Raw genomic sequence first — 24221 nt, 5'->3', positions numbered from 1 at the left:
TAATAGTTGCAGTATGGTAATTGACTTTGATGACATTAAAGAATGTCGTACGATGAATTTCAAGGGCGGTAAGGGGCCTTTGGATTCTCGAAGTTTTTCAGATGATAATGTAAAAATAATGTATTCTACTCTTCGTCCTGGCTCGTCTACTGGTTTGCATACCCACAATGGCAACAGCGAGGTAATCTATATTTTAAGTGGTGAGGCTACTTTCCACTATGATGATACAACGGAGGTGGTAAGAGTAGGGCAATGTCATTATTGTCCAGAGGGACATTCGCACTATATGGAGAACCTAACCGATCACGATTTGGTGTATTTGGCCATAGTGCCACAGCACAACAAGTAATTAGTTATTGGGTACAGAGTAGAGAAGCGCAGGGATAAAACCTTCGCTAAGACCGGTTATCTCTTGCATATCGGTCATAAGTTTTTTGGCCTTTTGAAAGAGGTGATTGCGTTTAAGCATCTCTACCAATTTGTCCTCATCATAATCTGCGTTATGTAATAATTTATAACATGAAGCATAACGGGATAGGAGAGGGCAGCCCCTTTTCTTGTCTTCTATAATTTTAGATATTGTGGCATAGACAATGTCAGTAGCATTTCCAGTTTGGATTGTTTCCTCATTGCAATCTGCCTGCCTAATGCTATTGTCAAATGTTTTTATCTGTCTGATGTCCATTAGGGGTATGCGTATCTGTAGCCTCTCCAAGGCGTTGTGTATGTAATCTATTATACCTTGGTCATAGGAATAAAGCATAATATGGCGCCATTGCTCTTCTGAAAATGTCTGTATTCTTGAAGTAACACCTCCAATGAATGGTTTGTCTTGTAGTAAATTATAGTCAAGGCCAATCTGAAGCAATGAATAGACGTCTTGGCGCAAACCGCGGTCTATAGCCATTTCAACATGTGTGTCTATTATCTTCTGGTAAAGTTTAATAAACTTGTCACACATGTCTTCTTTGCTAATGGTTCGTGTTACAACTGCATTGGGAATAAATACCAAGTCAACGCATTGAAGGATACGTTCCAAGTAATTCTGCTCTGTTCTGCTCCAAGCATGGATGGCTTGAGATGATTTCATCATGCTTTTTTGTAATACAAACCGCATAGATGATTGAGTGTTGGTCCAAGGAAGGATTTCGCCCAAAGGGGAATATAGAGATGGAATGTGTTTGCTGGCTGTCGTAGAAATGAGTCTACAAGAATAAAGGTCATTTCCTCCCAAAATATGAACAAGGTCTAAGGTGGGGTCCAACTTGTCATGACGGGTCAGTGTCTGGACTCTGTTGCCCAAACCTTCACTCAACAGGTTGGCAAATGCATAGGCCAAAGGATCCTTTGCACAGCTGGAGGAAATATAAAGACCAATCTTCATAATTTGTGACAAGTAAATTCATTCTTATCAGTAAACTTGTGCAAAAGGGCAGTCATCGCATTGTGCCAGATGATACGAAGTTCATAGATGGGAATAAGAAAAGTATTTATCTTGATATCCAATTGCCTAATAACTTTTCGGGCCTGGATAATGCGTGTAAAGAGTAAACACAAAAACAGAAAGGCTGCAACTCCCAATGAAATCCAATGCTGTGTAATTCCGCTTGCGACTGCCAAACCTATGAGGACGATATAGGAAAGATGGAGTACAGTCTGATCAGTGATATAGGTCAAGCGAGTAATAAAACCATGCTTAAGATGACGGCGAATTTCCCATGCAGCAACTGCACGGTTACGCCAAATATGGCGCGATGGCGTTTGCTGGATGAGCTGCGCTTTAGGATTAACAAATACGCTTGTCTCTTCTCTTGTGGCATATCGATTCGTGAGAATCTCATATTCTCCACCTATAAGGTGTAGGCTTCCTAAGAAGCCTTGACCTTGCATGAACATGTCTTTACAGAATAGCAGGCTGTTAGAATTGGAACCATAAGCGGCACCACTTACGGCAGAATGCATATAGTAAAGTGAACGATGTAGATGCTCAAACTGATAAAAGCCTTTGCATGGCTCTTGGTAATGGGATAGAGGCATGACCATGGTGCAGGAAGATGGGTTGTTGGCCTGTACCAATAGTGCCAGGGTTAAATCCGAAGCAGGACTACAATCTGCATTGACAAGCATTACCATTTGGTGATGTGCCGCTTTCACACCTAAAGTTACAGCCAGTTTGGTTCTGCTCATGTAACGTGATGTTTGGGGTACGAAGGTTCTGTGAATATCATGCGTTGTAGCAATGCGTTTTAATACATCGTCAGCATAATGGTCCCCCTCGTCGGTAACAACGATTATCTGCAAATCTGCGTTATACCGTTGAGTTAACCATAATGGGAGATTTTCCTCCAATGCTTGGGCATTGCCTTGAGTTATGATGACAAGCGACAATGGGGGATTGTCTGTAGTGTCTTCATTAGCTTCCGCATTGAAAATTCTTCGGCGGAATGGGTTGAAAAGCCATGCGAGAAGCAGAATGAACAACGCGACCAAACTACATACTATAGTAAATGTGTCGAATATCATAATTCTTCAGAGATATATCCTTTAGGTAGTTGTCGGCAATTATAATGGCTTGCCATAGCTTCCCCATAAGCTCCCGCGCTACGGATGGCGATGAAATCACCACGATGAGTACTATTGATATCAATGGATTTCGCAAAAACGTCGCTTGATTCGCAGATGGGGCCAACAACATCATAGGTGGCAAGAGGAGCTTCGCTACTGATGTTTTCTATCTTGTGATAAGCCTGATAGAGCGCAGGGCGGATTAAATCAGTCATTCCTGCGTCTACTATTGCAAACTGTTTGTGTGTCCCTTGCTTCACATAAAGGGTTCGAGTTATAAGAGTTCCACATTGGCCCACGACAGCACGTCCCAATTCAAAATGAAGATGCTGATATGGCCGTAACTTGAGATGTCGGGCATAACATTCAAAATAGGCCTTGAAATCAGGGATAGATACGCGGTTGGGGTGGGCATAGTCAATGCCCAATCCGCCTCCAACGTTAATAACGTCAATGCGTATATTATGCTGCTCCATTTGCTTCTGGATGTCGTTGATGCGATTACACAAGGCTTCAAAATCGCCCATGTCAAGTATCTGTGAGCCGATATGGAAATGTAATCCCATTATATGTATATGGGACATAAGATGCGCCTTCTCAATCACGTCCATCATATCGCCCAAGGCAATACCAAATTTGTTCTCAGCAAGTCCTGTGGTGATGTTGGCGTGGGTATGTGCGCCTACATTTGGGTTGATGCGAAGACAAATATTTGCCTTCTTGTTCATATCCGCAGCAAGTTGCTGGATAATTTCAAGTTCGGCAAGGCTCTCAACATTAAAGCAAAATATGCCTTTCTCCAGGCCCAAACGAATTTCCCAATCGCTCTTGCCGACTCCCGCATAAACAATCTTGTTTGCAGGAAAGCCCGCTTTACTTGCTGCCTCTATTTCACCGCCGCTTACACAGTCTGCTCCTAATCCTGCCTGACAAATGATGTTGAGCAACTTGTGATTGGCATTGGCTTTTATCGCATAGTGTACTTCAAACCGCTCATAACGTTCAACCTCTTTGTGTATCACATTCAAGGTGCGCCTGAGCAGTTCTGTATCATAATAATAGAATGGTGTCTCAATGCTTTGAAACTTGTCTATTGGAAATGTTCCTTTCACTTATCCTGATTTTTTTCAATATGTCCTTTAACTACTTATGCTTGTTCGAAGAGTTCTTTGCTAAGGTTCTGCAGAGCTCTCTTCTTGTCAGCTTCCTTAATGAGGAATGAAATGTTGTAATTGCTACCGCCATATGAAATCATGCGTACAGGAATGTCCTTCATTGCATGAGTTGCTAACGACTCGAATCCCAAGTTGTTCCAGTCCAAATCACCAACGACACATATGATACACATGTCTGAATCAACGGTTACGGTACCGTATTTCTTAAGCTCATCTACAATTTCCATAAGATGCGCGGCATTATCAATGCTCATTGACACGCCTACCTCACTGGTGGCAATCATGTCAATAGGAGTCTGGTAGCTCTCAAATATCTCGAACACTTTGCGGAGGAAACCTGTAGCAAGTAACATTCTCGATGATTTGATTTTTATGGCTGTAATGTTATCTTTTGCTGCCACCGCCTTTATCTTGCCATGCATGATTACATTGTCAATGATGGTTCCGGGAGCATCTGGATCCAATGTGTTCTTCAGACGAACAGGAATACTTGCGTATTTGGCTGGTTGTACACAGGTAGGGTGGAGAATCTTTGCACCGAAATAAGCCAACTCTGCGGCTTCTTCAAAGTTGAGTTGAGGGATGGCTTCCGTGTGCTCAACGATACGTGGATCATTATTATGCATGCCATCAATGTCGGTCCATATCTGAATCTCTTCTGCGTTAAGTGCTACTCCTATCAGAGAAGCAGTGTAATCACTACCTCCTCTTTGGAGATTATCTATTTCTCCGTATGCGTTACGGCAGATAAATCCTTGTGTGATATATACTTGATGACCTTGATGGTCATTCATGATATCCGTTAGCTTCTCCTTGATATAATGTGGGTCTGGCTCGACATTTTTGTCGGTACGCATAAAGTCCAAGGCGTTAAGCAGGCATACGTTGAATCCTTGCTCCTGCATATAGTTGGCAACCATATTGGTGCTGATGATTTCACCTTGAGCGACGATGGACTTCTCTTCAAATGAAGTAAACAGGTCTTTGGTGAATGAACGCAGATAGTTAAACTCTTCACGAAGGAATGAACGTGTTTTCTCTTTATACTCTTCTGTAGAATAAAGGGTTTCCACATGGCGCATATATGTATTTTCGAGAGCATTAATATGCTCGTTGGCCCCTTCAGGATTTTTCTTATAGAGGTAGTCGCTGATTTCGACTAAGCTATTGGTGGTCCCACTCATTGCTGAGAGAACTACAAATGTCTGATCATTTGACTTTGTGACAAGTTGTGCAACATTCTTCATTCTTTCAGGAGAGCCTACTGATGTGCCTCCAAATTTCATTACTTTCATAATACTGTGTATTGAATTGAAAAATATGTTTATACTTCTATTACTTAATCTGTTGTCTGGGCATCTTCACTGAGATCCATACTATTATATTCGCTTGTTACGTCCTTGACGCTTCCATCGTGGCAACGATATACTATGCCGGGGAATTTGTCGAGCATTTGTATATTGTGAGTTGACATAATCACTGCCGTTCCGGTTAAGGTGATATCCTTGAGTAAACGTACTATGTATTCTGCTGTCTCGGGATCCAGATTGCCCGTCGGTTCATCTGCGATGATGATGTCGGGATGATTGAGCATCGCACGTGCAACAACGATGCGCTGTTGTTCTCCTCCAGACAGTTCGTGTGGCATGCTGTTCTTTTTGTCAGATAAACCAACAGTTTCCAGAACTTCATCTATACGTGCTTCTACTTTCGCCTTGTCTTTCCAACCAGTTGCTTTCAGAACGAATAAAAGGTTCTGATATACAGAGCGGTCATGAAGCAATTGGAAATCCTGGAAGATAATGCCCAAATGGCGTCGTAGTTCCGGAACATCCTTGCGGCGTAATGTTAACAGGTTGCGGCCAAGTATTTCTGCTTTTTCGCAATCTTCACTGTAGAGGTCGAGTTCGCAATAGAGAGACTTGAGCAAAGAACTTTTGCCCGAACCTACCTTACCGATGATATAGGCAAATTCACCTTTGTCGATGCCAAAATTGACATCTTTAAGAATGACAGTATCTTGTTGGTAGATGTTTACGTGATTATATTCTATTAGCATGATATCTTAATATGTTTTATTTGTTAGCCTTGTCTATGCGACGTAGCCGGTCCCATTCGGGGTCATGTCGTTTCTTCAGTTCTATGGCCACATCATTCAAACTTAACCCTTTGCTGGTGAGAAGTACTATAAGGTGATATAGCAAGTCTGCAGATTCATAAACAAGATGCTCGTTAGTCCCGTTGGTTGCTTCAATTATGGTTTCGCATGCCTCTTCGCCGACCTTTTGCGCCATCTTGTTTATGCCTTTCTTGAAAAGGCTTGTGGTATAGCTCCCTTCAGGCATCTGCTTAAACCTGTTTGTAATAAAATCTTGCAACTCGGAGAGAAACAAGATTGGGTCGGCTATATTGTCTTCGCCCCAACATGTGTCAGTACCTTTGTGGCATGTAGGTCCCAATGGGTTGGCTTTGACTAACAGTGTGTCGCAATCGCAATCGAGTTGCATGCTTACCAGCTCAAGGAAGTTGCCAGAAGTCTCTCCTTTTGTCCACAAGCATTGGCGGGAACGGCTCCAGAATGTTACCTTCCCAGTGTTGATGGTCTTCTCATATGCTTCGTTGTTCATAAAGCCAAGCATAAGCACTTTACGAGTCGTTGCATCTTGTATTATGGCAGGAACCAGTCCGCCCATCTTGTCGAAGTCAATATTTGTCATTGTTTACAATCTCACGTTTATATGTTGACCATTAAGATATTGTTTAAGTTCAGGTATGCATATTTCTCCAAAATGAAAAACACTTGCAGCCAGAGCAGCATCAGCTTTTCCTCTCTTAAACACATCACTAAAATGCTCTGGTCTTCCAGCGCCACCACTGGCAATTATTGGAATCGAAAGTATCTCAGAGAGATGTGAAAGTGCATTAATGGCAAAACCATCTTTAACCCCATCATGGTTCATGCTGGTGAAAAGTATTTCTCCTGCCCCTCTATATTCTACTTCACGTGCCCAGTCATACAGGGTTAGAGATGTACGTTCTCTACCTCCTTTGATATAACAATTCCATTGGCCTTCTTCATATTTTGCGTCGATTGCACAAACGCATACTTGAGAACCGAACTTTCCAGTAATGTCATTGATGAGTTGGGGATTTTTAATTGCTGCAGAATTAACACTCACCTTATCAGCACCGGCATAGAGCAAGCGTTCAACATCATCAATGGTATTGATGCCTCCTCCTACAGTGAAAGGAATATTGATTTCTGATGCTACCCGAGTTACCATTTCTGTGAAAGTGTTACGTCCTTCTGCACTGGCGGTTATGTCCAAAAATACCAATTCGTCCGCCCCCGCCAGGCTATAAGACTTGCCCAGTTCAACTGGATCGCCAGCATCGCGCAGGTTAACGAAATTTGTACCTTTGACAGTCTTGCCATCTTTTACATCAAGGCATGGTATGATACGCTTTGTGATACCCTTTGGAATAAACAGACTATGAGTGTCTATACGCCCTTCATAAAAAGCTTTTCCGAATACCACGGAAGGAATGCCCGCTTTGGCAAGGTTATGGATGTCTGCAGTCGACGAAACACCACCGCTGGCTATAAGGTGCAGGGTGGGATGGCGTTTCATGATATCTGCATATAGCTCGATGGCAGGTCCGGAAAGGGTTCCATCTTTGCTGATATCCGTACACAACACTTGTGTTACACCTTGGTTGATGTATTGTTCCAAGAAAGCAAAGAGGTCTATCTCTGAGTCTTGTTTCCAACCGTTGACAGATATTTTTCCATAACGTACGTCTGCGCCGAGGATTATTCTATGTGCTCCGTAATGGTTGAGCCACTCAACAAAAAGCTCAGGCTGGGTAACGGCTACACTGCCAATGGTTACCATAGAAGCACCAGCTGCAAAAGCCTTTTCTATATCCTCCTGCGTTTTTATCCCTCCGCCAAAATCTACTTTTAATCGAGTCTGGCTTGTGATATCTTTGAGCACGTGTTCATTGACAATGTGGTGTGACTTCGCTCCATCCAGGTCTACGACATGAAGACGCTTAAATCCGAGACTTTCAATATGTTTCGCCACATCAGTTGGATTTTTGCTATATACGGTTTGAGCATCGTAATCACCACAAGTGAGTCTTACGCATTGACCATTGATAATGTCTATGGCAGGTATAAGTTCTATCATAGGTTCAAGAAATTATTAAGAATGATTTCACCTGTTTTCCCACTCTTTTCCGGGTGGAATTGAGTGGCATAGAAATTGTCTTTGCAAAGGCATGCGCTAAATGGAAGTATATGATATGCCTCTGCCGTAGTCCATTTACATGTTGGCACGTAATAGCTATGTACGACATATGCATAAGATTGTTCGCCGAGACCTTTGAGCAGAGGGTTGTCGCTAACAATATTAAGTTGATTCCAACCCATTGCAGGAACTTTGTCTTCTTTATTTTCAGGGTGGAACCTCTCTACATCAATAGGAAATATGCCCAAGCAATCTACGTCACCTTCAGCCGAACGGCGACACATAAGCTGCTGGCCTATACATATCCCCAAAACTGGTTGAGTAAGATGGACAAGAACTTCGTCCAGGCGATGTGCTCGGAGATAGGACATCGTAACACTTGCTTTTCCCTGTCCAGGGAAAAGAACTTTGTCGGCAGATGCTAATTCTTCAACGTCATCTGTGAGTATAGGGTTAACACCTAATCGTTTCAGTGCGTTTTCTACAGAGAATATGTTGCCGGCGTTATATTTAACTATCGCAATTTTCAATATCGTTACACTTTAGCAATTTCTGCAAGTGCAAAGATACAATTTTCTTTTGAAATATGTGAGGTTTAGTTATATTTTTTACGCATCATCGCCATCAGGAGTCTTGAGAATGATACTTGTGGCTCCAATGGTGAAAAGTGTACCGTTCTGTATGACTCGACGTTCGCGGTCGCCAAGGATTACGTTGTCAACAAATGTGCCCGTATAACTTGGTCCATCACGGAGTATATATTTTAATGCCCCATTTTTGTCATGTTGTACAGTAATAATACAATGGTGCATATCTATGCTTGGGTCGACAGTTTCAATAGGACAGTTTATGCCAGACCCTTTCATGTATCTGCCTATTATGTTTTCTCCCATGTGGAGAGGGATAATCTGCTTATAATGGAAAACATTTTCGATTACCACAATCGAGCCGAAGGTGGTATCCTCTACCTCTTCTTCGGGATTCTCATCACGTTGAAGACGTCGTAATTTGGAAACTCCCATACGTATTCCAAACTGTTTTCCGCACCTGTCACATACAAAAACAAGTGATTGGCCTTCTGTGTATTTGGTTTCGTCAAATAGTATATACTGATCGCATTTTGGGCATCTTACTCTTTTCATCAGTCTTTCATTTTAGTTACCCAACAATCAGAGATGCCAGTATTCTTCTGGATGCGAATAGCCTCTAAAGAGGCTTCTCTTTCAGATAAAAAGCGACCTAAAACCACTTTGGTATAGTTTCCTTGCGTTGTCACCCGAGCTTCCATGAGCCCTTGCCTGTGTAGCTGCTCAACATATGCGTTCGCATTTTTAACTGTTACACGGCTACATAATACAATAGTATAATAAGGACTATGGCTAATTGTGTCTGATGATTCTGCCATGGTGTTCTTAACGGCCTCAACGGAATCTTTATTCTCGACGTCTAACTTTAGTTGAGCCTTTTCTATATTCTCGCATCGTGGCATAATTCTTAGGAGCATATCAGTATTGATACGTGCTTCGTTAGAATTCACATCAGAATTATTTATAGGTGATGAGATAAAGAAAAATGCGATGATGGTTATGCATGCCACGGCAATATTGCGCAAGGTGCTCAATTTGATGGTACGCTCATGTTCTTCATCTTCTTCGTTGCTATCCACCAAGATGTCAAATGGGCTTGCCTCTTTTTCGGGTTTGTCAATAGCTGCCGGAATGGTTTGGACAGATGAAGATGCTATCGGCTTCATAATGAATGAACTTAACCCATACAATTCAGGAGTAAGAATTCCTGCTTCACATGGCTCAAATTCATATTTGCCATACTCGTTCAGGCGAATAATACCTAAATCATATAGCTCGTAACTGCCATTACACTCAATATGCTGACGCAGTTCTCTTACCTCGTCCTCTATACGGCGCAAGGCTTCTGGATAACTGATGTCGTATGCTTCGATATATGATTGAGCCAACAAAGAATCATTCAGCGTCAACTGTGGGTTGAAGCCAATAGTGCGCTGCGGTGGCAAGAAGAGATTTTCCTGTTCGTCGTAACGTGCATCTACATGATGAGCCATGAAGCCCCCAAAACCAGGGACTATCACACAGTCGTTGCTCAAAAGTAGGATTTCAATATGTCTTTCGAGTTCAATCATTATTTGCAAAGTTACGGATAATTGACCGATATACCAAATAAATATTATTAATTATTTCAACATTTTTTTAGTGTCTTTCGTATGCTCTTTATTTACAGTTGTTTGCAATTTTGGGCTGTTTTTTTGAAAGATTTTGTCCTTTCGCAACTTTTTTTTTGAAAAAGTTAAAAGAATTATTTGGCAGTTAAAAAAAAAAGCGTATCTTTGCAAATGTTATCCTGAAAACAATCTTTTTACCTTAGAATAGCTAATACCTATTGAAGAGTGAAAGTGGTCGCTGTGAAGCTGACCGCTTTTTTTTATTTTAATACCATATACATTGCCAATCATTTACTTGGCGGTTTTTGTGATGATGTTGCAAGCCGATGTTGATGGCTTTTTATGTACGTTGTCATAGATTATGGGTGTGCGATAATCCTTTCCTTTCAGCTGGAGGGTAACGTTCTTTAGTTTTACTTGCCCAATATTTCTAAAATACATGCCCCAACAGGGGAATACTGGCCATTCGCTGAAATCTTTCCCGTCAAACCATGAGGGAAGGGTAGGGTCATCTTTTCCCACGAACTCCATATGCACATTGCGCATGCAGACTAAATCAGTGAGAGCGCTTCCCCAACTTTTTACTGATAATGCCATATGGTTGACATTGGTGGCCTTGACGTCATCAATGACGATTGTACCAGCTGTGTTGTCTTCACTTAATGTGACAGAGATAGGAGTCAGTACATTATTTATAATACAATGCTTTATATATATACCATCCAATCGTCCGGGAGCTTTACCCCATCCTCCGGGTTGAATGTTGATTGCAGACTCTGTCGCTGTGCGGCCCGATGTAATGTGTGGATAGACACCTGGACCTTCAAATCGGCAATGAGATACATGTACATTGGTCGATGGCATTATCATGCGTATACCATTGCAAGATGAGTTGAGCGTGCAATTGGTTATCTGTGCTTTTTCCCAATAGCCACCAGCCAAAGCATCGTCGCCGGAATGAATGTTACAGTTGCTAATATGGAGACGCTTGGCTCCGCGCACATGGATTCCATCCCATCCGCCATTGATTTTGATTCGTTCGTAGCGGGTGCTTTCTATCTGATAGGCCAAGAATGCATAATTGGCCGAATGATTAACTGTGAAATCGCAGAAACTCATGTCCTTACAGCCCGCCAATAGGACAGTGTGAGGACCACGCATGTGTTCTTCACCTTTTGGATTGCGTACATTGTCGCCGTCTATGGTTCCTTCGCCACATATTCCTGCATTATGTACACCTATGGCAAATATAAGCGAGCGCGACCATTCCGGGTCTGTAGCGCTGTTATAGTTTACCGTTCCTTCACCGCTTTCATATTTAGACAAATCAAGTGTTGTCTTTAGCGATTGATAGTCTTCAAGGCGTGGGGAGCCTTTCAATACTGCCCCCTGTTCCAGAACAAGCATGACATTGCTTTTGAGGTAAATGGTGCCAGTCACAAATGTACCTGCAGGAACCACGACCTTTCCGCCTCCCTTTTCGGCCGCAGCTTCTATTGCCTTATTGATTGCCTGCGCGTTGTTGGTTTTAGCATTGTCTGCCACGGCGCCAAAGGTAAGGATACTGATAATGGTTGATAGTAATAAATTCATCTTTTGTATATTAAAAATGAGGGGACACGATGACCGTGCCCCCTCTTGTTATTATTATTTGGTCATAGAATATGGCTTGTCCGTAGCCTTCAATCCTCTGCTCTTGTTGGGCTTGGAGGTCATGTCAAACTCGATAGTAGCTCCATTGACCAGCTGGTCATGTGTAAAATAGAGTTTGGTGTAAGGACGGCCATTTATGCGGACGTTGCGGATATAGCGATTGCGATCGCTTACTCCAGGAGCCTTGATAGTGACGGTCTTTCCATTGGGAAGATTAATCTGCATATAAGGCAGGAAAGGAGCGCCAATGACATACTGGTCGCTACCAGGGCAGACGGGATAGAAACCCATGGCAGAGAACAGATACCATGCCGACATCTGGCCGCAGTCATCATTACCGCTCAAACCACGGATATTGTTCTTATACATCTGATCCATAATGGTACGCAGACGCTCTTGAGATTTCCATGGAGCTGAAGTCCAGGCGTAGAGATAGGGAATGTGGTGGCTGGGCTCATTGCCATGTACATAGCCGCCAACCAGTCCCTCTTCGGTAATGTCTTCGTTGTCCACATAGTACTTCTCTGGCAAGTGCATCTGGAACAATTCGTCAATACGTTTTTGGAAAGCCTTGTCGCCTCCATACAATTTCATGAGACCATTGACATCCTGAGGAGCTTGGAAGGAGAAGTTCCACGAGTTGCCCTCAATGAATCCCTCGTCATAAGTCTGGTATGGATCCAGGTCTTTCTTGAACTCGCCGTTGGCATAACGTGGAGAGGCAAAGCCTATCTTCTTGTCAAAAGTATTGCGATAGAACAAGGCACGCTTGGCATATTTGTCCGCAATGTCTTTGCGTCCCATTTTGAGAGCGGCGGCATAGATGGTCCAGTCATCGTATGAGTACTCGAGTGTGTTGGATGCTGCTGTCTTGTCTTTGTCGTATGGAGCATATCCCAATTCCTTGTATTTGTCAACGCTTGGGAAGTAAGAGCAGTTGGCGGTCTCGTCCATAGCGCGGAGAGCTTCGTCGGCATTGAGAGCGGCGCCCTTGACGAGAGCGTCGGCTACAACCGTAACAGCATGGTATCCCGTCATGCACCAGCCTTCATTGCCCATGAGGCTCCAAACCGGCAGCATGTGCAGGCGATTCTGCTGCTGGTGGGCTATCATAGACTTTACCATGTTCAGGTTGTGCTTTGGCTTTACCAACTGGAGGAATGGATGTTCTGCACGATAAGTATCCCAAACCGAGAAGATAGTGTAATTGTCAAAGTCCTTGGCTTCATGGATGTTGCCATCTACACCACGGTATTTTCTATCCACGTCCATGTAGATGGAAGGGTTAATCAGCGTATGATATAAAGATGTATATATCATAGCCTTCTGGTCTTCGCTTCCTTCGACATCAATACATGCAAGCTCCTTTTCCCACAGAGCCTCATTCTTGGCACGGGCCTGTTCGAATGTCAAACCTTCAGCTTCGGCTTTGAGGTTCTTGAGTGCGCCCTCGGTGCTGACAGCAGAAAGCGCAACCTTTACGGTGATAGGTTTGCGGTCGGTATTGTCAAAGTTGAAATAGGTGACAACGCCCTGGCCGGCAATCTCGGGGAAATTGTTGTATATGTCAAACTTGCGCCAGAAGCCACGGTACTTCAGTTGCTTCATGTCGCGATAGCCATAGGTCTTGATAGGCTTGCTCAGACTGATGGCAAAATAGGTATAGTTGGCTCTTGACCATCCATTGGTGATGCGATAACCAGTGAGCAGCGTGTCATTCTCCACACGCAGCGTGCTCCACAGCACCTTGCCGTCGTAATTGTAGATGCCGTGCATGAGGTCAATAATCAGGCGGGCCTCGCTTACATCGGGGAATGTATATTTATGTACGCCCACGCGAGGAGTGGTGGTAAACTGCGCACGTACATTGTTGTCGGCAAGAGTCACCTCGTAATAGCCTACCGATGCCTTTTCTGTGTCATGCGAATAGCGTGAACGATAGCCCGAGTCGGGGTCCTTTGCAGTACCGGGGTTGAGCTGCAATTTGCCAGTCTGGGGCATGATGAGAATGTCGCCCAGGTCACTGTGGCCAGTGCCGCTCAGATGGGTGTGGCTGAAACCTACGATTGTCGGGTCGTCATATTGGTATCCGGCGCAATAGGAATAAACCTCCGTTTGATACTTGCCATCCACATTCTGTGGAATGGTGTCGGTCTCGGGACTAAGCTGCACGATACCGAATGGTGAACAGGCACCTGGAAAGGTATGGCCCATACCGGCTGTACCAATCATCGGGTTAACATAACTCGACCTTGTGCGTTGCTGCGCTTGGGCTGATGCGCACATGACCATCATTGTGATAGCTGATAAAAGCAGTACTTTCTTCTTCATGATTATATTACTGATATTAGTTATTATTCTTGTCGTCTATTATTCATGGTGGTATGGCTCACCTTTTATTATAGTGCAAGCACGATAGAGCTGTTCGGTAAATACCAGACGCACCATCTGGTGCGAGAAGGTAAGCCGCGAGAGGCTCAGCTTGTCGTTGGCTCGTTGATAGACATCGGGAGAGAAACCGTAGGGGCCACCTATCACAAACACCAAGCGGCGCGATGTCTGCTGTCGCTTTTCGAGCCATTGGGCCAGTTCTATGCTTCGCAACTCTGCTCCATGTTCGTCCAGGAGCACCAGCGTATCTGAGGCTTGCAGCTGTTTTAGTATCAGCTCGCCTTCACGCTCTTTCTGCTGCTCTTCAGAGAGGCTCTTGGTGTTCTTGATTTCTGGTATGGTGATTATCTCAAAGGGCATGTAGTGGCCGATGCGCTCGGTATAGTCCTTGATGCCTGCCGCAAAATGCTTGTTCGTGGTTTTGCCAACCAGAATTAATAATGACTTCATTGGCGATTCTTGTTTTTAGGAAACCAACCTTTGTCTACACGTTTTTTCTGTTCAAACAGTTCGCCTATTGACCATAGGCAACTCGCCCCAATCACTCCCAGAAGACTGGATAGGATAACCTGGGCTATGCAAAGCGAGGCTATTATGGCGCCAATCCCCAACACCAGGAATACCCACCATGGGCCGGTACCAAAATAATATTCGGTCTTGATTACTATCGGATGGAATACTCCGATAATAAGAAAAGTGCCGAAAGCGATTATCAAGCCGGTGAAAAACATAATAAATACACGTTTATTGATTATTGCTTGCAAAAATACAAAAAAAAATCGTCTAATTGGCGATTATCACGGATATAATTTGTTATCTTTGCATCAGACTATAACAATTTATTTAACGTAATATGGAAAATAATGCACAATTGATTGCTCAGTGTACAGAAAAGGCACAGCAATGGTTAACTCCTGCTTTTGACGAGGCTACTCGTAAGGAGGTAGAAGCGCTCATCGCTTCGGAAGACAAGACCAATCTCATCGAATGTTTCTACAAGGACCTTGAATTTGGTACCGGTGGACTTCGTGGTATCATGGGTGCTGGTAGCAATCGTATGAATATCTATACAGTTGGCATGGCAACACAAGGATTTGCCAACTATCTTAAACTGAACTTCAAGGACAAGGAGCAAATCTCTGTTGTAGTATGTCATGACTGCCGCAACAACAGCCGCCTCTTTGCCGAGAATGTAGCAGCTATCTTCTCTGCTAATGGTATCAAGGTATATCTCTTTGACGATATGCGTCCTACTCCAGAGTGCTCTTTCGCAATCCGCCATCTCGGATGCCAGGCAGGTGTTAACATTACTGCCAGCCACAACCCCAAGGAGTACAATGGCTATAAGGCTTACTGGGAGGATGGAGCCCAGGTGCTGTCACCCCACGATACCGGCATCATCGACGAGGTCAACAAGGTTACTGTAGCCGACGTGAAGTTTGCTGCCAACAAGGACCTTATCCAGATTATCGGCGAAGAGATTGACAAGGCATACCTCGAGAAGATACGTACTGTATGCATCGACCCTGAAGTGATTAAGCGTCAGAAAGACCTGAAGATAGTTTACACTCCTCTGCATGGCACTGGTATGATGCTGATTCCCCAGTCACTCAAGTTATGGGGCTTTGAGAATGTACATTGTGTCAAGGAGCAGATGCAGCGTAGTGGCGATTTCCCAACAGTGGTTTCTCCTAACCCCGAGAATGGCGAGGCGCTGACTCTGGCTCTCAGAGACGCCAAGGAGATTGACGCCGACATCGTTATGGCCAGCGACCCCGATGCCGACCGCGTAGGTATGGCCTGCAAGAACGACAAGGGCGAGTGGATACTTATCAATGGCAACCAGACCTGTCTGCTCTTCCTCTATTACATCATTACCAACCGCAAGGCAATGGGCAAGATGAAGGACACCGACTTTATCGTCAAGACCATTGTTACCACCGAGGTTATCCGCAAGATTTCTGAGAAGAACCATATCGAAATGCGCGATTGCTACACAGGCTTCAAGTGGATTGCACGTGAGATTGCCATCTCTGAAGGTAAGCAGCAGTTTATCGGTGGTGGCGAAGAGAGCTACGGCTTTATGGCCGAAGACTTTGTTCGTGACAAGGACGCCGTTTCTGCATGTTCTCTCTTGGCTGAGATTTGTGCTTATGCCAAGGACAAGGGCAAGACTCTCTACGAACTGTTGATGGAAATCTATCTTGAGTATGGCTTCTCTGAGGAATTTACCATCAATGTGGTTAAGCCAGGCAAGACTGGTGCCGACGAAATCAAGCAGATGATGACCAACTTCCGCAACAATCCTCCCAAGGACCTCGCAGGAAGCAAGATAGTATGTTCTAAGGACTACCAGAGCCTGACCCAGACCGATAGCGAGGGCAATGTCACCAAACTTGATATGCCTGCTACCAGCAATGTGCTGCAGTGGTTCTGCGAGGATGGCACCAAACTTAGCGTAAGACCGTCTGGAACCGAGCCTAAGATTAAGTTCTACTTCGAGGTCAAGGGCACTATGAAGTGCGCAGGATGCTATACCCGTTGCAAGGAGGAAGGTATGGCCAAGATAGAGGAAATCAAGAAGCAGCTGGGTCTCTAACCCAACGCTCCTATAGCCAATAAATAGATTTAGGTGTCTGATTGTCGTCATGTTGACCAATCAGACACCTTTTTTATGTGCTTGAATTTCGTCAGTGATTATGTTGATTTCTTTTCCAACCATGTTGAAGGTAATTTCAAGGTTTGAAATGACGGTTTCGTGGTTGGCAATAGATTTTTCACGGTTTGATTTCTGCAACTCGTAGTTCGCAATCACTTTGTAGGTGGTCATGGGGTAGAATGAATCAGACAGGGGCTTGGCGGAATTAAGAACCGGCTTGAAAAAAGTGTAGGTAAGTTTTGTAATCTCGCCATTTTTGAGTAGTTTTGCATCTCAAAAAGACAAAACGACAATGCTCAATTTTATATCTTTCGGAAGCGGTAGCAGTGGTAACTGCTATTTTTTTTATAATGACACTGACAATCTGATGGTTGATGTCGGTGTCGGCATACGAACGCTGAAGAAACACTTCTCTAATTATGGTCTTTCTCTGTCGCAGATACAGAATATCATCGTCACCCATGACCATGCCGACCATATCAAGTCTGTGGGCTGTATCAGCAAGGACTTCCATATTCCGGTCTACGCCACGGCCACGGTCCATCATGGCATTGAGCGAAATTACTGTGTAAGGGCCAAGGTTCCGGTTGGCAACAAGCATGTGATAGAAAATGGCGTCATGCAGAAGTTGGGCAATTTCAACATTACCTCATTCCATGTGCCTCATGACAGTATGGACTGCGTGGGCTACCAGATAGAGCATGAGGGTATGACAATAGTCTTGGCAACCGATGTGGGTGAAATTACCGATGAAATCAGAAAGGCTATCAGCGTCGCTGATTACCTGATAATTGAGGCCAATCACGATGAAGCCATGCTGATGAGCGGTCCCTATTCGGCCTATCTCAAACAGCGGGTGAGTGGTCCCAACGGACATCTCAGCAATAAGAATTGTGCCAAAGTAATAGCCGAAGAGGCTTCAGAGAAGCTGAAACATATATGGTTGTGCCATTTGTCTGAAGAAAACAATCATCCGGAACTTGCACGCATAACCATAGAACAGACATTGGCAGAAGCCGGAAAACCGATAGGAGGCAGTTTGAAACTGGATGTACTGAAACGCAAGATACCGACAGGTGTATTCAAACTTACTTCTGACAACGAGCAAGATTAATATAGTACCCAATCTTATATAACGTGAACAACATCAAGCGGGGGCAGGTCACAATCTGTCTCCGCATTTTGTTCTGTACCAATCGGAACAATGCTCCAGCCAGATGATGCAGGTGTATGCGTTCGACAACTGCCGTTACGGCGATGATGCGGGAATAGTCTTTCAGTTGGGAGCGGTGCCGGTACAGGGTCAACAGGCTCTCTTCTACTTTTAGCATATATGATTCGTTGGTCTCAAAATCATAATAACCCACGGGATTGTCAATATGCTGAATGGGAATGCCTGCTCGGCACAATTGGTCGCCATACGCCACGTCTTCATATCCGTAGCCTTCGTAGGAAACGTCTAATGGGTGGGCGATAAAGATGCTTCGGTCTATGCAGAAGTTGGAGGTGTGAAAGTCTTTATAGCAGTTCTGTTGTCTCACCGAGGCCCGATGCCTGTGCTCGGCTTGGCGTTCATACTCATAGCGCAGATTGCCCGCATGATTTCCCACGATACTATAGCTGCCATATATTACTGGGGCTGAAGATGCAAGGTAGGTCTTCACAAAGTCTTCGGACACGATGCACATATCTGAATCGATGAAGAGCAGGCGGTCGTATTGCGCTTTTTCGGCAAGGAAGTTGCGGATAGCCGCACGACCCATATTCTGCTCGTTGCGTATGAAGGTGCAATTGTCCCAGGTGCCGATGATGCGATTCTGATTGACGGCAGTCTCATCGATAGAACCATCGTCTGCAACGACAATCTCCCAAGAAGGCAACAGGGCTGAGGCGCACTGGCGGTGCAAATCGCGCACAAGCTGGGTGCAGTCGCAATTGTATTCAGGTATCAGTATGGACAGTCCTTTCATATCTTTATGCTTCTTTGAGTTTGTCTGCCAGATACTTGCCGGTAATGCTTTCCTTGCAAGTCGCCAGATTTTCTGGCGTTCCCTCAAATACCAGGCCGCCACCTTTGTCTCCGCCATCGGGGCCGAGGTCGATGACCCAGTCGGCACACTTGATGACCTCCATATTGTGCTCGATAATCAGTATGGAATGACCTCGCTTGATAAGCGAGTCAAAAGAGTGGAGCAGTTTCTGGATGTCGTGGAAATGCAAACCGGTCGTAGGCTCGTCAAAGATAAACAGGGTGGGGTCGGCTTTCTCTTGCCCAATAAAGTAAGCCAATTTGACACGCTGGTTTTCGCCTCCCGACAGTGTTGAAGAGCTCTGTCCCAACTTGATATAGCCAAGTCCGACATCCTGAAGAGGCTTCAGGCGGTTGACAATGACTGGTTGGTTGTACTGGGTAAAGAAGTCGATGGCTTCGGATATGGTCATGCAGAGCACATCGTAGATGTTCTTGTCGTGGAAGGTAACATCGAGGATGTCTTTTTGGAACCGCCGGCCGTGGCAGGCTTCACACTCGAGCACCAGGTCGGCCATGAACTGCATCTCTACCGTGATGACGCCGGCTCCCTTACATTCCTCGCATCGTCCGCCCTCGGCGTTGAACGAGAAGTATTGGGCAGTATATCCCATCTGGCGCGAAAGGGGCTGGTCGGCAAACAACTGCCGGATGGCATCGTATGCCTTGACGTAGGTGGCCGGATTGGACCTGGTGGATTTGCCAATAGGATTCTGGTCGACAAACTCGACGTGCTTGATGGAATCCACGTCGCCCTCGAGGGACAGATACTCTCCTGGCAAATCGGCAACCTCATCGAGTCTGCGCTTCAGTGCGGGATAGAGTATACCCTTGATGAGAGAGCTCTTGCCCGACCCCGACACACCGGTGACGACGGTCATGACATTGAGCGGTATCTGTACGTCTATGCCTCTGAGGTTGTTCATGCGGGCGCCCTTGACCGTCAGGGAGCGATTCCATGGACGGCGCGATGCGGGTATGGCTATTGTCTCTTCACCGGTAAGATATTTCACGGTATAAGACTGCGGATAGTCCTTGACGGTAGCCTTAGACAGCTGGGCCATATCGCCTTCGAAGACGATGCTTCCTCCATGCTGGCCTGCATCGGGACCGACATCTATCAGGTAGTCGGCGGCACGCATGATTTCTTCGTCGTGCTCTACCACTATCACGGTATTGCCCAACTGCTGCAGTTCTCTCAGAACTTTTATCAACCGTTGGGTGTCGCGACTGTGAAGTCCTATGGACGGTTCGTCAAGGATATAAAGAGAACCCACAAGCGAACTGCCGATGGCGGTGGTAAGGCTGATGCGTTGAGATTCGCCTCCAGACAGACTGTTGGACTGGCGGTTCAGCGTGAGGTATTGCAGCCCAACCTGACACAGGTAATCCAGACGATTGGTAATCTCTGTCAACAGACGTTTGCTTACTTTCTGCTCGTACTCAGATAGTTGCAGATTCCTGAACCATTCCAGCAGGTTGCCTATGGGCATCTGTACGAGGTCGGTTATGCTTCGCCCATTAATCTTTACCCAGTTGGCCTCCTTCTTCAGACGTCCGCCACGACAATCAGGACACGTGGTTCGTCCACGATAGCAACTCAGCATCACACGATATTGTATTTTATACTGGTTGTCTTTGACCATCTGGAAGAAAGAGTCGATGCAAACCTTGTCATGAATGTTCATGTGTTGCTCGGATGGCAACCCATGCCACAGCATATCCTTCTCGGCTTGGGTCAGGGCATTGTAGGGGGTGAAGATGGGGAAGTTGTCTTTCTGTGCGCGACGGCAGAACTCTTCCTTCCAAGCCTTCATCTTCTCTCCATGCCAGCATTTGACGCATCCCTCATAGACACTCAGCGTAGAATTGGGGATAACCAGTTTCTCGTCGATGCCGATGATGCTTCCAAAGCCCTCGCAGGTAGGGCAGGCCCCTACAGGAGAGTTGAAGGAGAACATATTGTCATTGGGCTCTTCAAAGGTTATGCCGTCGGCCTCGAATCTTGTGGAGAACTCGTAGGACAAGTTGGACGGTATGAATACCAATACGCAGGTGCCGTTGCCTTCGTACATGGCGGTCTCTGCCGAATCGACCAGGCGTGACACCTGGTCATTCTCTGCCGAAACGGTAAGGCGGTCGACCACTATATATATATCTTTGGCATCGGGTAGGGGCTCGGTGCTTGCGAGAAGGTCGTCCAGACGCTGCACCTCCTTATTGACATACAGGCGCTGGTAGCCTCCCTGTCGGTACATTTCCAACTGCTGAGCCAGAGTGCGGTTTTCGGCCACATGGACAGGGGCCAATATCAGAAAGCGGGTACCCTCGGCAAACTGGTGGGTGCACGCTATGATGTCTTCTGTAGAATGACGCTTTACCTCCTGGCCGCTAATCGGAGAGAAGGTCTTGCCTATACGTGCGAAGAGCAATCGCAGATATTCGTAAATCTCTGTAGATGTACCTACGGTAGAACGCGGGTTGCGCGAAATTACACGCTGCTCAATGGCAATTGCAGGAGGAAGTCCCTTGACGAAGTCATACTCGGGCTTGCTCATTCTTCCCAAGAACTGACGGGCATAACTGGAGAGAGACTCTACATAACGGCGCTGTCCTTCGGCATAGAGCGTATCGAAAGCCAATGAACTCTTGCCCGAACCACTGACTCCCGCTATGACAACAAACTTGTTGCGGGGGATTGATATATTGATATTTTTCAGGTTGTTGACCCTTACGCCTTTCAGTTCTATATAGTCCATAAGAAGAATAATTGGTAATGCTTAAGTAATGGTGATTGGGAAAAAAACAATCACCTTGGGTATGCTAAAGATTACCATTTGTAATGCCCAAGATGATTGTGTTAGAATATTATGATTATCTTAGAGGCTGAGGAACAGTCTGTGTATCTCTTCCGAGTCATTGAGCTCGGGATGGAATGAGGTAACAAGCTGGCTACCTTGGCGTGCGGCCACGATATTGCCATCGACTGTTGCTAATACTTCTACTCCCTCGCCCACAGACTGGATGTATGGAGCACGGATGAATGTCATAGGTATCGGATGGTCGATGCCCTTGAACTCAGACTCGGTATAAAAGCTGCCCAACTGACGTCCGTAGGCGTTGCGACGCACGGTAATATCCATGGTGGCAAGTCCGGTGTCGGTCTCGTTCTCGATGTGTTGGGCGAGAAGTATCATTCCTGCGCATGTTCCAAAGACTGGCATTCCGTCAAGGATGCGCTCGCGGATAGGTGTAAAGAGCCCTGTATCCTTGAGCAACTTGCGCAATGTGGTGCTTTCTCCGCCCGGGATAATCAGACGGTCGATGGGTTGTTGAAAATCTTTTAACTGTCTGATTTCAAATGCTTCAACACCTATGTGCTGAAGCATCTGTTCGTGCTCGATGAAGGCTCCTTGGAGAGCTAATACACCTACTCTCATTTGCCACGTTCTGCCATAAGCAGTTCAATCTCCTGCTCGTTGATACCAACCATAGCTTCGCCTAAGTCTTCGCTCAGTTCTGCCAGTTTGACGGGGTCATTGTAATTGGTAACAGCCTGTACGATGGCGGCTGCGCGCTTTGCAGGGTTGCCACTCTTGAAGATTCCGCTTCCAACAAATACGCCTTCCGCACCCAACTGCATCATGAGGGCGGCATCGGCAGGTGTGGCAACACCACCAGCGGCGAAGTTTATTACAGGGAGCTTGCCATTCTCGTGAACATAGACTATGAGGTCGTAAGGTACCTGGAGTTGCTTGGCAGCTTCATAGAGTTCATCCTTGCTCATGCTGGTAATGCGACGGATTTCGCTCTGCATCATGCGCATGTGGCTAACGGCCTGAACGACATCGCCTGTACCGGGCTCGCCCTTGGTACGTATCATGGTAGCGCCTTCGGCAATACGACGGAGGGCTTCTCCCAGATTCTTGGCACCACATACGAAGGGCACGTCAAACTGGGTCTTGTCGATGTGATAGATATTGTCGGCAGGAGAGAGTACCTCGCTCTCGTCGATATAGTCAATCTCGATAGCCTGCAGAATCTGTGCCTCGGCAATATGGCCGATACGGCATTTAGCCATTACAGGAATGCTGACAGCCTCCTGGATTCCCTTTATCATCTTGGGGTCACTCATACGTGATACACCTCCGGCTGCGCGGATGTCCGCAGGGATTCGCTCCAATGCCATTACGGCACAGGCACCAGCTGCTTCGGCGATACGTGCCTGCTCGGGGGTTGTTACGTCCATGATTACACCGCCTTTGAGCATCTGAGCCAAGTTGCGGTTCAAAATTTGTCTTTCTGTTGTCATTGTATATGATTTTTACGATAATTACTTGGAGTATATCCAGTGATACGTTTGAAGAACTTGGTAAAGTGAGCCTGTGAAGAGAACTGGTATTCATAGGCTATTTCCTGAATAGTCTTCCCTGTGTTAAGAAGTTCGTTGCAGATTGCGTCTTCCAAATGCTGCTCTATGATGGCTTTGGGTGTCATGCCGCTGATGCGGTTTGTAACCTGGGCCAGATAGCGCGGGGTGACATTCAGGAAGTCGGCATAATAGGCTACATCGCTCCGCTGCTTGAGGTAGGCGGTTATGGCCTTGGTGAAATCGCGGTAGAGTTCGGTGCTGCGGTTATGCGAACTGTCTTCGGGAGAAACGTGGATGCGCAGATACTCGGATGCTTTCTGCATGGCCTCGTTTATCGAGTTGCCTTGCGAGAGATAATAAGTAATGGCGGTGGAAAGCAAGTTGGAATATCCGTGAACAGGGGTGTCGTCGAGCAGTGAGACATTGTCTGGGGATGTATTGCCTAATACCAGCGTAGACTCCTTCCTTCTGAGAAGTATCAGCGAACAAAGGGGTAGGAGATGCTGGCGTATCATACCTATGAGATGGCTTTCCATCAGCAGGTCGCCGTTACTGGAAAAGACGACGGGGTCATAGATAACGTATGAAGGCTTGTATCGGCGGAGGTAATTGATGATGACCGATAAGGTCTGGAGATTGCGCACCATTCCAACCTTGACGATGGGGGGCTGCATATCATTCCCAATGGCTTCAATCTGGTCTGCAACTACTTGGGCGGGTATGTCATAAAACTCCTGAATACCAAGCGTATTCTGGATGGTGATACAAGTGACTACAGAAACCATACGGCCTCCAAGTTCAGTAATGGCTCTGATGTCCGCCTGAACACCAGAGCCTCCTGTATTGTCTGAACCTGTAATAGTCAGTATTGTATCCATTGCTCGTCTACCTTTTGCTATGCAAAATAACGTATTATTTCTGACATAT

23 protein-coding genes and 1 pseudogene are annotated in these 24221 nt (G+C 45.7%); 3 read left to right on the top strand and 21 right to left on the bottom strand.

Features of this window, described 5'->3' with window-relative positions; translation table 11 throughout:
• Positions 1–13: 13 nt before the first annotated feature.
• Positions 14–349, top strand: a complete 336-nt coding sequence (locus CIK94_RS03615) for a cupin domain-containing protein (RefSeq protein WP_094386873.1) — start codon at positions 14–16, stop codon at positions 347–349.
• Here CIK94_RS03615 and CIK94_RS03610 read toward each other — a convergent pair whose 3' ends face one another.
• The 15 genes and pseudogenes from CIK94_RS03610 to CIK94_RS03545 form a co-directional block, all read right to left on the bottom strand.
• Entirely contained in the window at positions 350–1384 is a 1035-nt protein-coding gene (locus CIK94_RS03610) for a hypothetical protein (RefSeq protein ID WP_022311449.1), read from the bottom strand.
• Positions 1381–2523: a glycosyltransferase gene (locus tag CIK94_RS03605; RefSeq protein ID WP_094421354.1), complete on the bottom strand. Its 1143-nt coding sequence runs from the start codon at positions 2521–2523 to the stop codon at positions 1381–1383. Before CIK94_RS03605 ends, CIK94_RS03610 begins: the two co-directional genes overlap by 4 nt.
• On the bottom strand, positions 2520–3677 hold the full coding sequence (gene lysA, locus CIK94_RS03600; protein ID WP_094421351.1) for a diaminopimelate decarboxylase: 1158 nt from the start codon (positions 3675–3677) through the stop codon (positions 2520–2522). The genes CIK94_RS03605 and lysA overlap by 4 nt, the downstream gene beginning before the upstream one ends.
• Positions 3678–3712: 35 nt before the next feature.
• Positions 3713–5035: an aspartate kinase gene (locus tag CIK94_RS03595; RefSeq protein WP_094386876.1), complete on the bottom strand. Its 1323-nt coding sequence runs from the start codon at positions 5033–5035 to the stop codon at positions 3713–3715.
• 44 nt (positions 5036–5079) lie between these two features.
• The gene (locus tag CIK94_RS03590; protein ID WP_022311445.1) at positions 5080–5799 is read right to left on the bottom strand and encodes a cell division ATP-binding protein FtsE; all 720 of its coding nucleotides are present in this window, start codon (positions 5797–5799) and stop codon (positions 5080–5082) included.
• 16 nt (positions 5800–5815) lie between these two features.
• Positions 5816–6457 carry a bifunctional phosphoribosyl-AMP cyclohydrolase/phosphoribosyl-ATP diphosphatase HisIE gene (gene hisIE / locus CIK94_RS03585; RefSeq protein WP_094421349.1) on the bottom strand — a complete coding sequence of 214 codons (642 nt, stop codon included), beginning with the start codon at positions 6455–6457 and terminating at the stop codon, positions 5816–5818.
• Between the two features lie 3 nt (positions 6458–6460).
• The gene (hisF, locus tag CIK94_RS14540) at positions 6461–7225 is read right to left on the bottom strand and encodes an imidazole glycerol phosphate synthase subunit HisF (protein WP_254046130.1); all 765 of its coding nucleotides are present in this window, start codon (positions 7223–7225) and stop codon (positions 6461–6463) included.
• Between the two features lie 21 nt (positions 7226–7246).
• Positions 7247–7933, bottom strand: a pseudogene (gene hisA, locus CIK94_RS14715) (1-(5-phosphoribosyl)-5-[(5-phosphoribosylamino)methylideneamino]imidazole-4-carboxamide isomerase); the annotation flags it as partial.
• Positions 7930–8523, bottom strand: coding sequence for an imidazole glycerol phosphate synthase subunit HisH (hisH, locus tag CIK94_RS03575; RefSeq protein WP_094421345.1), 594 nt, complete (start codon positions 8521–8523; stop codon positions 7930–7932). The gene hisH and the pseudogene hisA, both read right to left, overlap by 4 nt.
• 78 nt (positions 8524–8601) lie before the next feature.
• Positions 8602–9135 (bottom strand): FHA domain-containing protein, encoded by a 534-nt coding sequence (locus tag CIK94_RS03570; protein WP_094421342.1) that lies wholly within the window; start codon positions 9133–9135, stop codon positions 8602–8604.
• A complete protein-coding gene (locus CIK94_RS03565; protein WP_094421340.1) occupies positions 9135–10151 on the bottom strand; it encodes an SPOR domain-containing protein in 1017 nt (338 codons plus the stop codon). Before CIK94_RS03565 ends, CIK94_RS03570 begins: the two co-directional genes overlap by 1 nt.
• 330 nt (positions 10152–10481) lie before the next feature.
• Positions 10482–11783 (bottom strand): glycoside hydrolase family 28 protein, encoded by a 1302-nt coding sequence (locus CIK94_RS03560; protein ID WP_094421338.1) that lies wholly within the window; start codon positions 11781–11783, stop codon positions 10482–10484.
• Positions 11784–11837: 54 nt separating this feature from the next.
• On the bottom strand, positions 11838–14174 hold the full coding sequence (locus tag CIK94_RS03555) for a GH92 family glycosyl hydrolase (RefSeq protein WP_094421336.1): 2337 nt from the start codon (positions 14172–14174) through the stop codon (positions 11838–11840).
• Between the two features lie 39 nt (positions 14175–14213).
• The gene (gene rlmH, locus CIK94_RS03550) at positions 14214–14684 is read right to left on the bottom strand and encodes a 23S rRNA (pseudouridine(1915)-N(3))-methyltransferase RlmH (RefSeq protein ID WP_094388935.1); all 471 of its coding nucleotides are present in this window, start codon (positions 14682–14684) and stop codon (positions 14214–14216) included.
• Positions 14681–14965: a DUF4491 family protein gene (locus CIK94_RS03545; RefSeq protein ID WP_094388936.1), complete on the bottom strand. Its 285-nt coding sequence runs from the start codon at positions 14963–14965 to the stop codon at positions 14681–14683. Before CIK94_RS03545 ends, rlmH begins: the two co-directional genes overlap by 4 nt.
• 122 nt (positions 14966–15087) lie before the next feature.
• On the opposite strand from CIK94_RS03545, the gene CIK94_RS03540 reads away from it, so the two are divergent.
• Positions 15088–16833: a phospho-sugar mutase gene (locus CIK94_RS03540; RefSeq protein WP_094421334.1), complete on the top strand. Its 1746-nt coding sequence runs from the start codon at positions 15088–15090 to the stop codon at positions 16831–16833.
• A gap of 60 nt (positions 16834–16893) precedes the next feature.
• Here CIK94_RS03540 and CIK94_RS14325 read toward each other — a convergent pair whose 3' ends face one another.
• The gene (locus CIK94_RS14325; RefSeq protein ID WP_158216504.1) at positions 16894–17064 is read right to left on the bottom strand and encodes a hypothetical protein; all 171 of its coding nucleotides are present in this window, start codon (positions 17062–17064) and stop codon (positions 16894–16896) included.
• A gap of 121 nt (positions 17065–17185) precedes the next feature.
• On the opposite strand from CIK94_RS14325, the gene CIK94_RS03535 reads away from it, so the two are divergent.
• Positions 17186–18007, top strand: a complete 822-nt coding sequence (locus CIK94_RS03535) for an MBL fold metallo-hydrolase (protein ID WP_094388938.1) — start codon at positions 17186–17188, stop codon at positions 18005–18007.
• Here the strand turns inward: CIK94_RS03535 and CIK94_RS03530 are convergent.
• From CIK94_RS03530 to CIK94_RS03510, 5 genes are all read right to left on the bottom strand, one after another.
• Positions 17982–18863: a glycosyltransferase gene (locus tag CIK94_RS03530; RefSeq protein WP_158216503.1), complete on the bottom strand. Its 882-nt coding sequence runs from the start codon at positions 18861–18863 to the stop codon at positions 17982–17984. The genes CIK94_RS03535 and CIK94_RS03530 overlap by 26 nt on opposite strands.
• A 4-nt stretch (positions 18864–18867) precedes the next feature.
• The gene (gene uvrA, locus CIK94_RS03525; RefSeq protein WP_094421329.1) at positions 18868–21681 is read right to left on the bottom strand and encodes an excinuclease ABC subunit UvrA; all 2814 of its coding nucleotides are present in this window, start codon (positions 21679–21681) and stop codon (positions 18868–18870) included.
• A 120-nt stretch (positions 21682–21801) separates the two neighbouring features.
• Positions 21802–22362 carry a pyridoxal 5'-phosphate synthase glutaminase subunit PdxT gene (gene pdxT, locus CIK94_RS03520; protein WP_094421327.1) on the bottom strand — a complete coding sequence of 187 codons (561 nt, stop codon included), beginning with the start codon at positions 22360–22362 and terminating at the stop codon, positions 21802–21804.
• Positions 22359–23234 (bottom strand): pyridoxal 5'-phosphate synthase lyase subunit PdxS, encoded by an 876-nt coding sequence (gene pdxS, locus CIK94_RS03515; protein WP_094421325.1) that lies wholly within the window; start codon positions 23232–23234, stop codon positions 22359–22361. The genes pdxT and pdxS overlap by 4 nt, the downstream gene beginning before the upstream one ends.
• Positions 23231–24172: a bifunctional hydroxymethylpyrimidine kinase/phosphomethylpyrimidine kinase gene (locus CIK94_RS03510; protein WP_094388942.1), complete on the bottom strand. Its 942-nt coding sequence runs from the start codon at positions 24170–24172 to the stop codon at positions 23231–23233. The genes pdxS and CIK94_RS03510 overlap by 4 nt, the downstream gene beginning before the upstream one ends.
• Positions 24173–24221 lie beyond the last annotated feature (49 nt).

Source organism: Prevotella sp. P4-51, assembly GCF_002251455.1.
GTDB lineage: Bacteria > Bacteroidota > Bacteroidia > Bacteroidales > Bacteroidaceae > Prevotella.
Note: the sequence above shows the minus strand (reverse complement) of the source record. Positions and strands in the feature narration are given on the sequence as shown.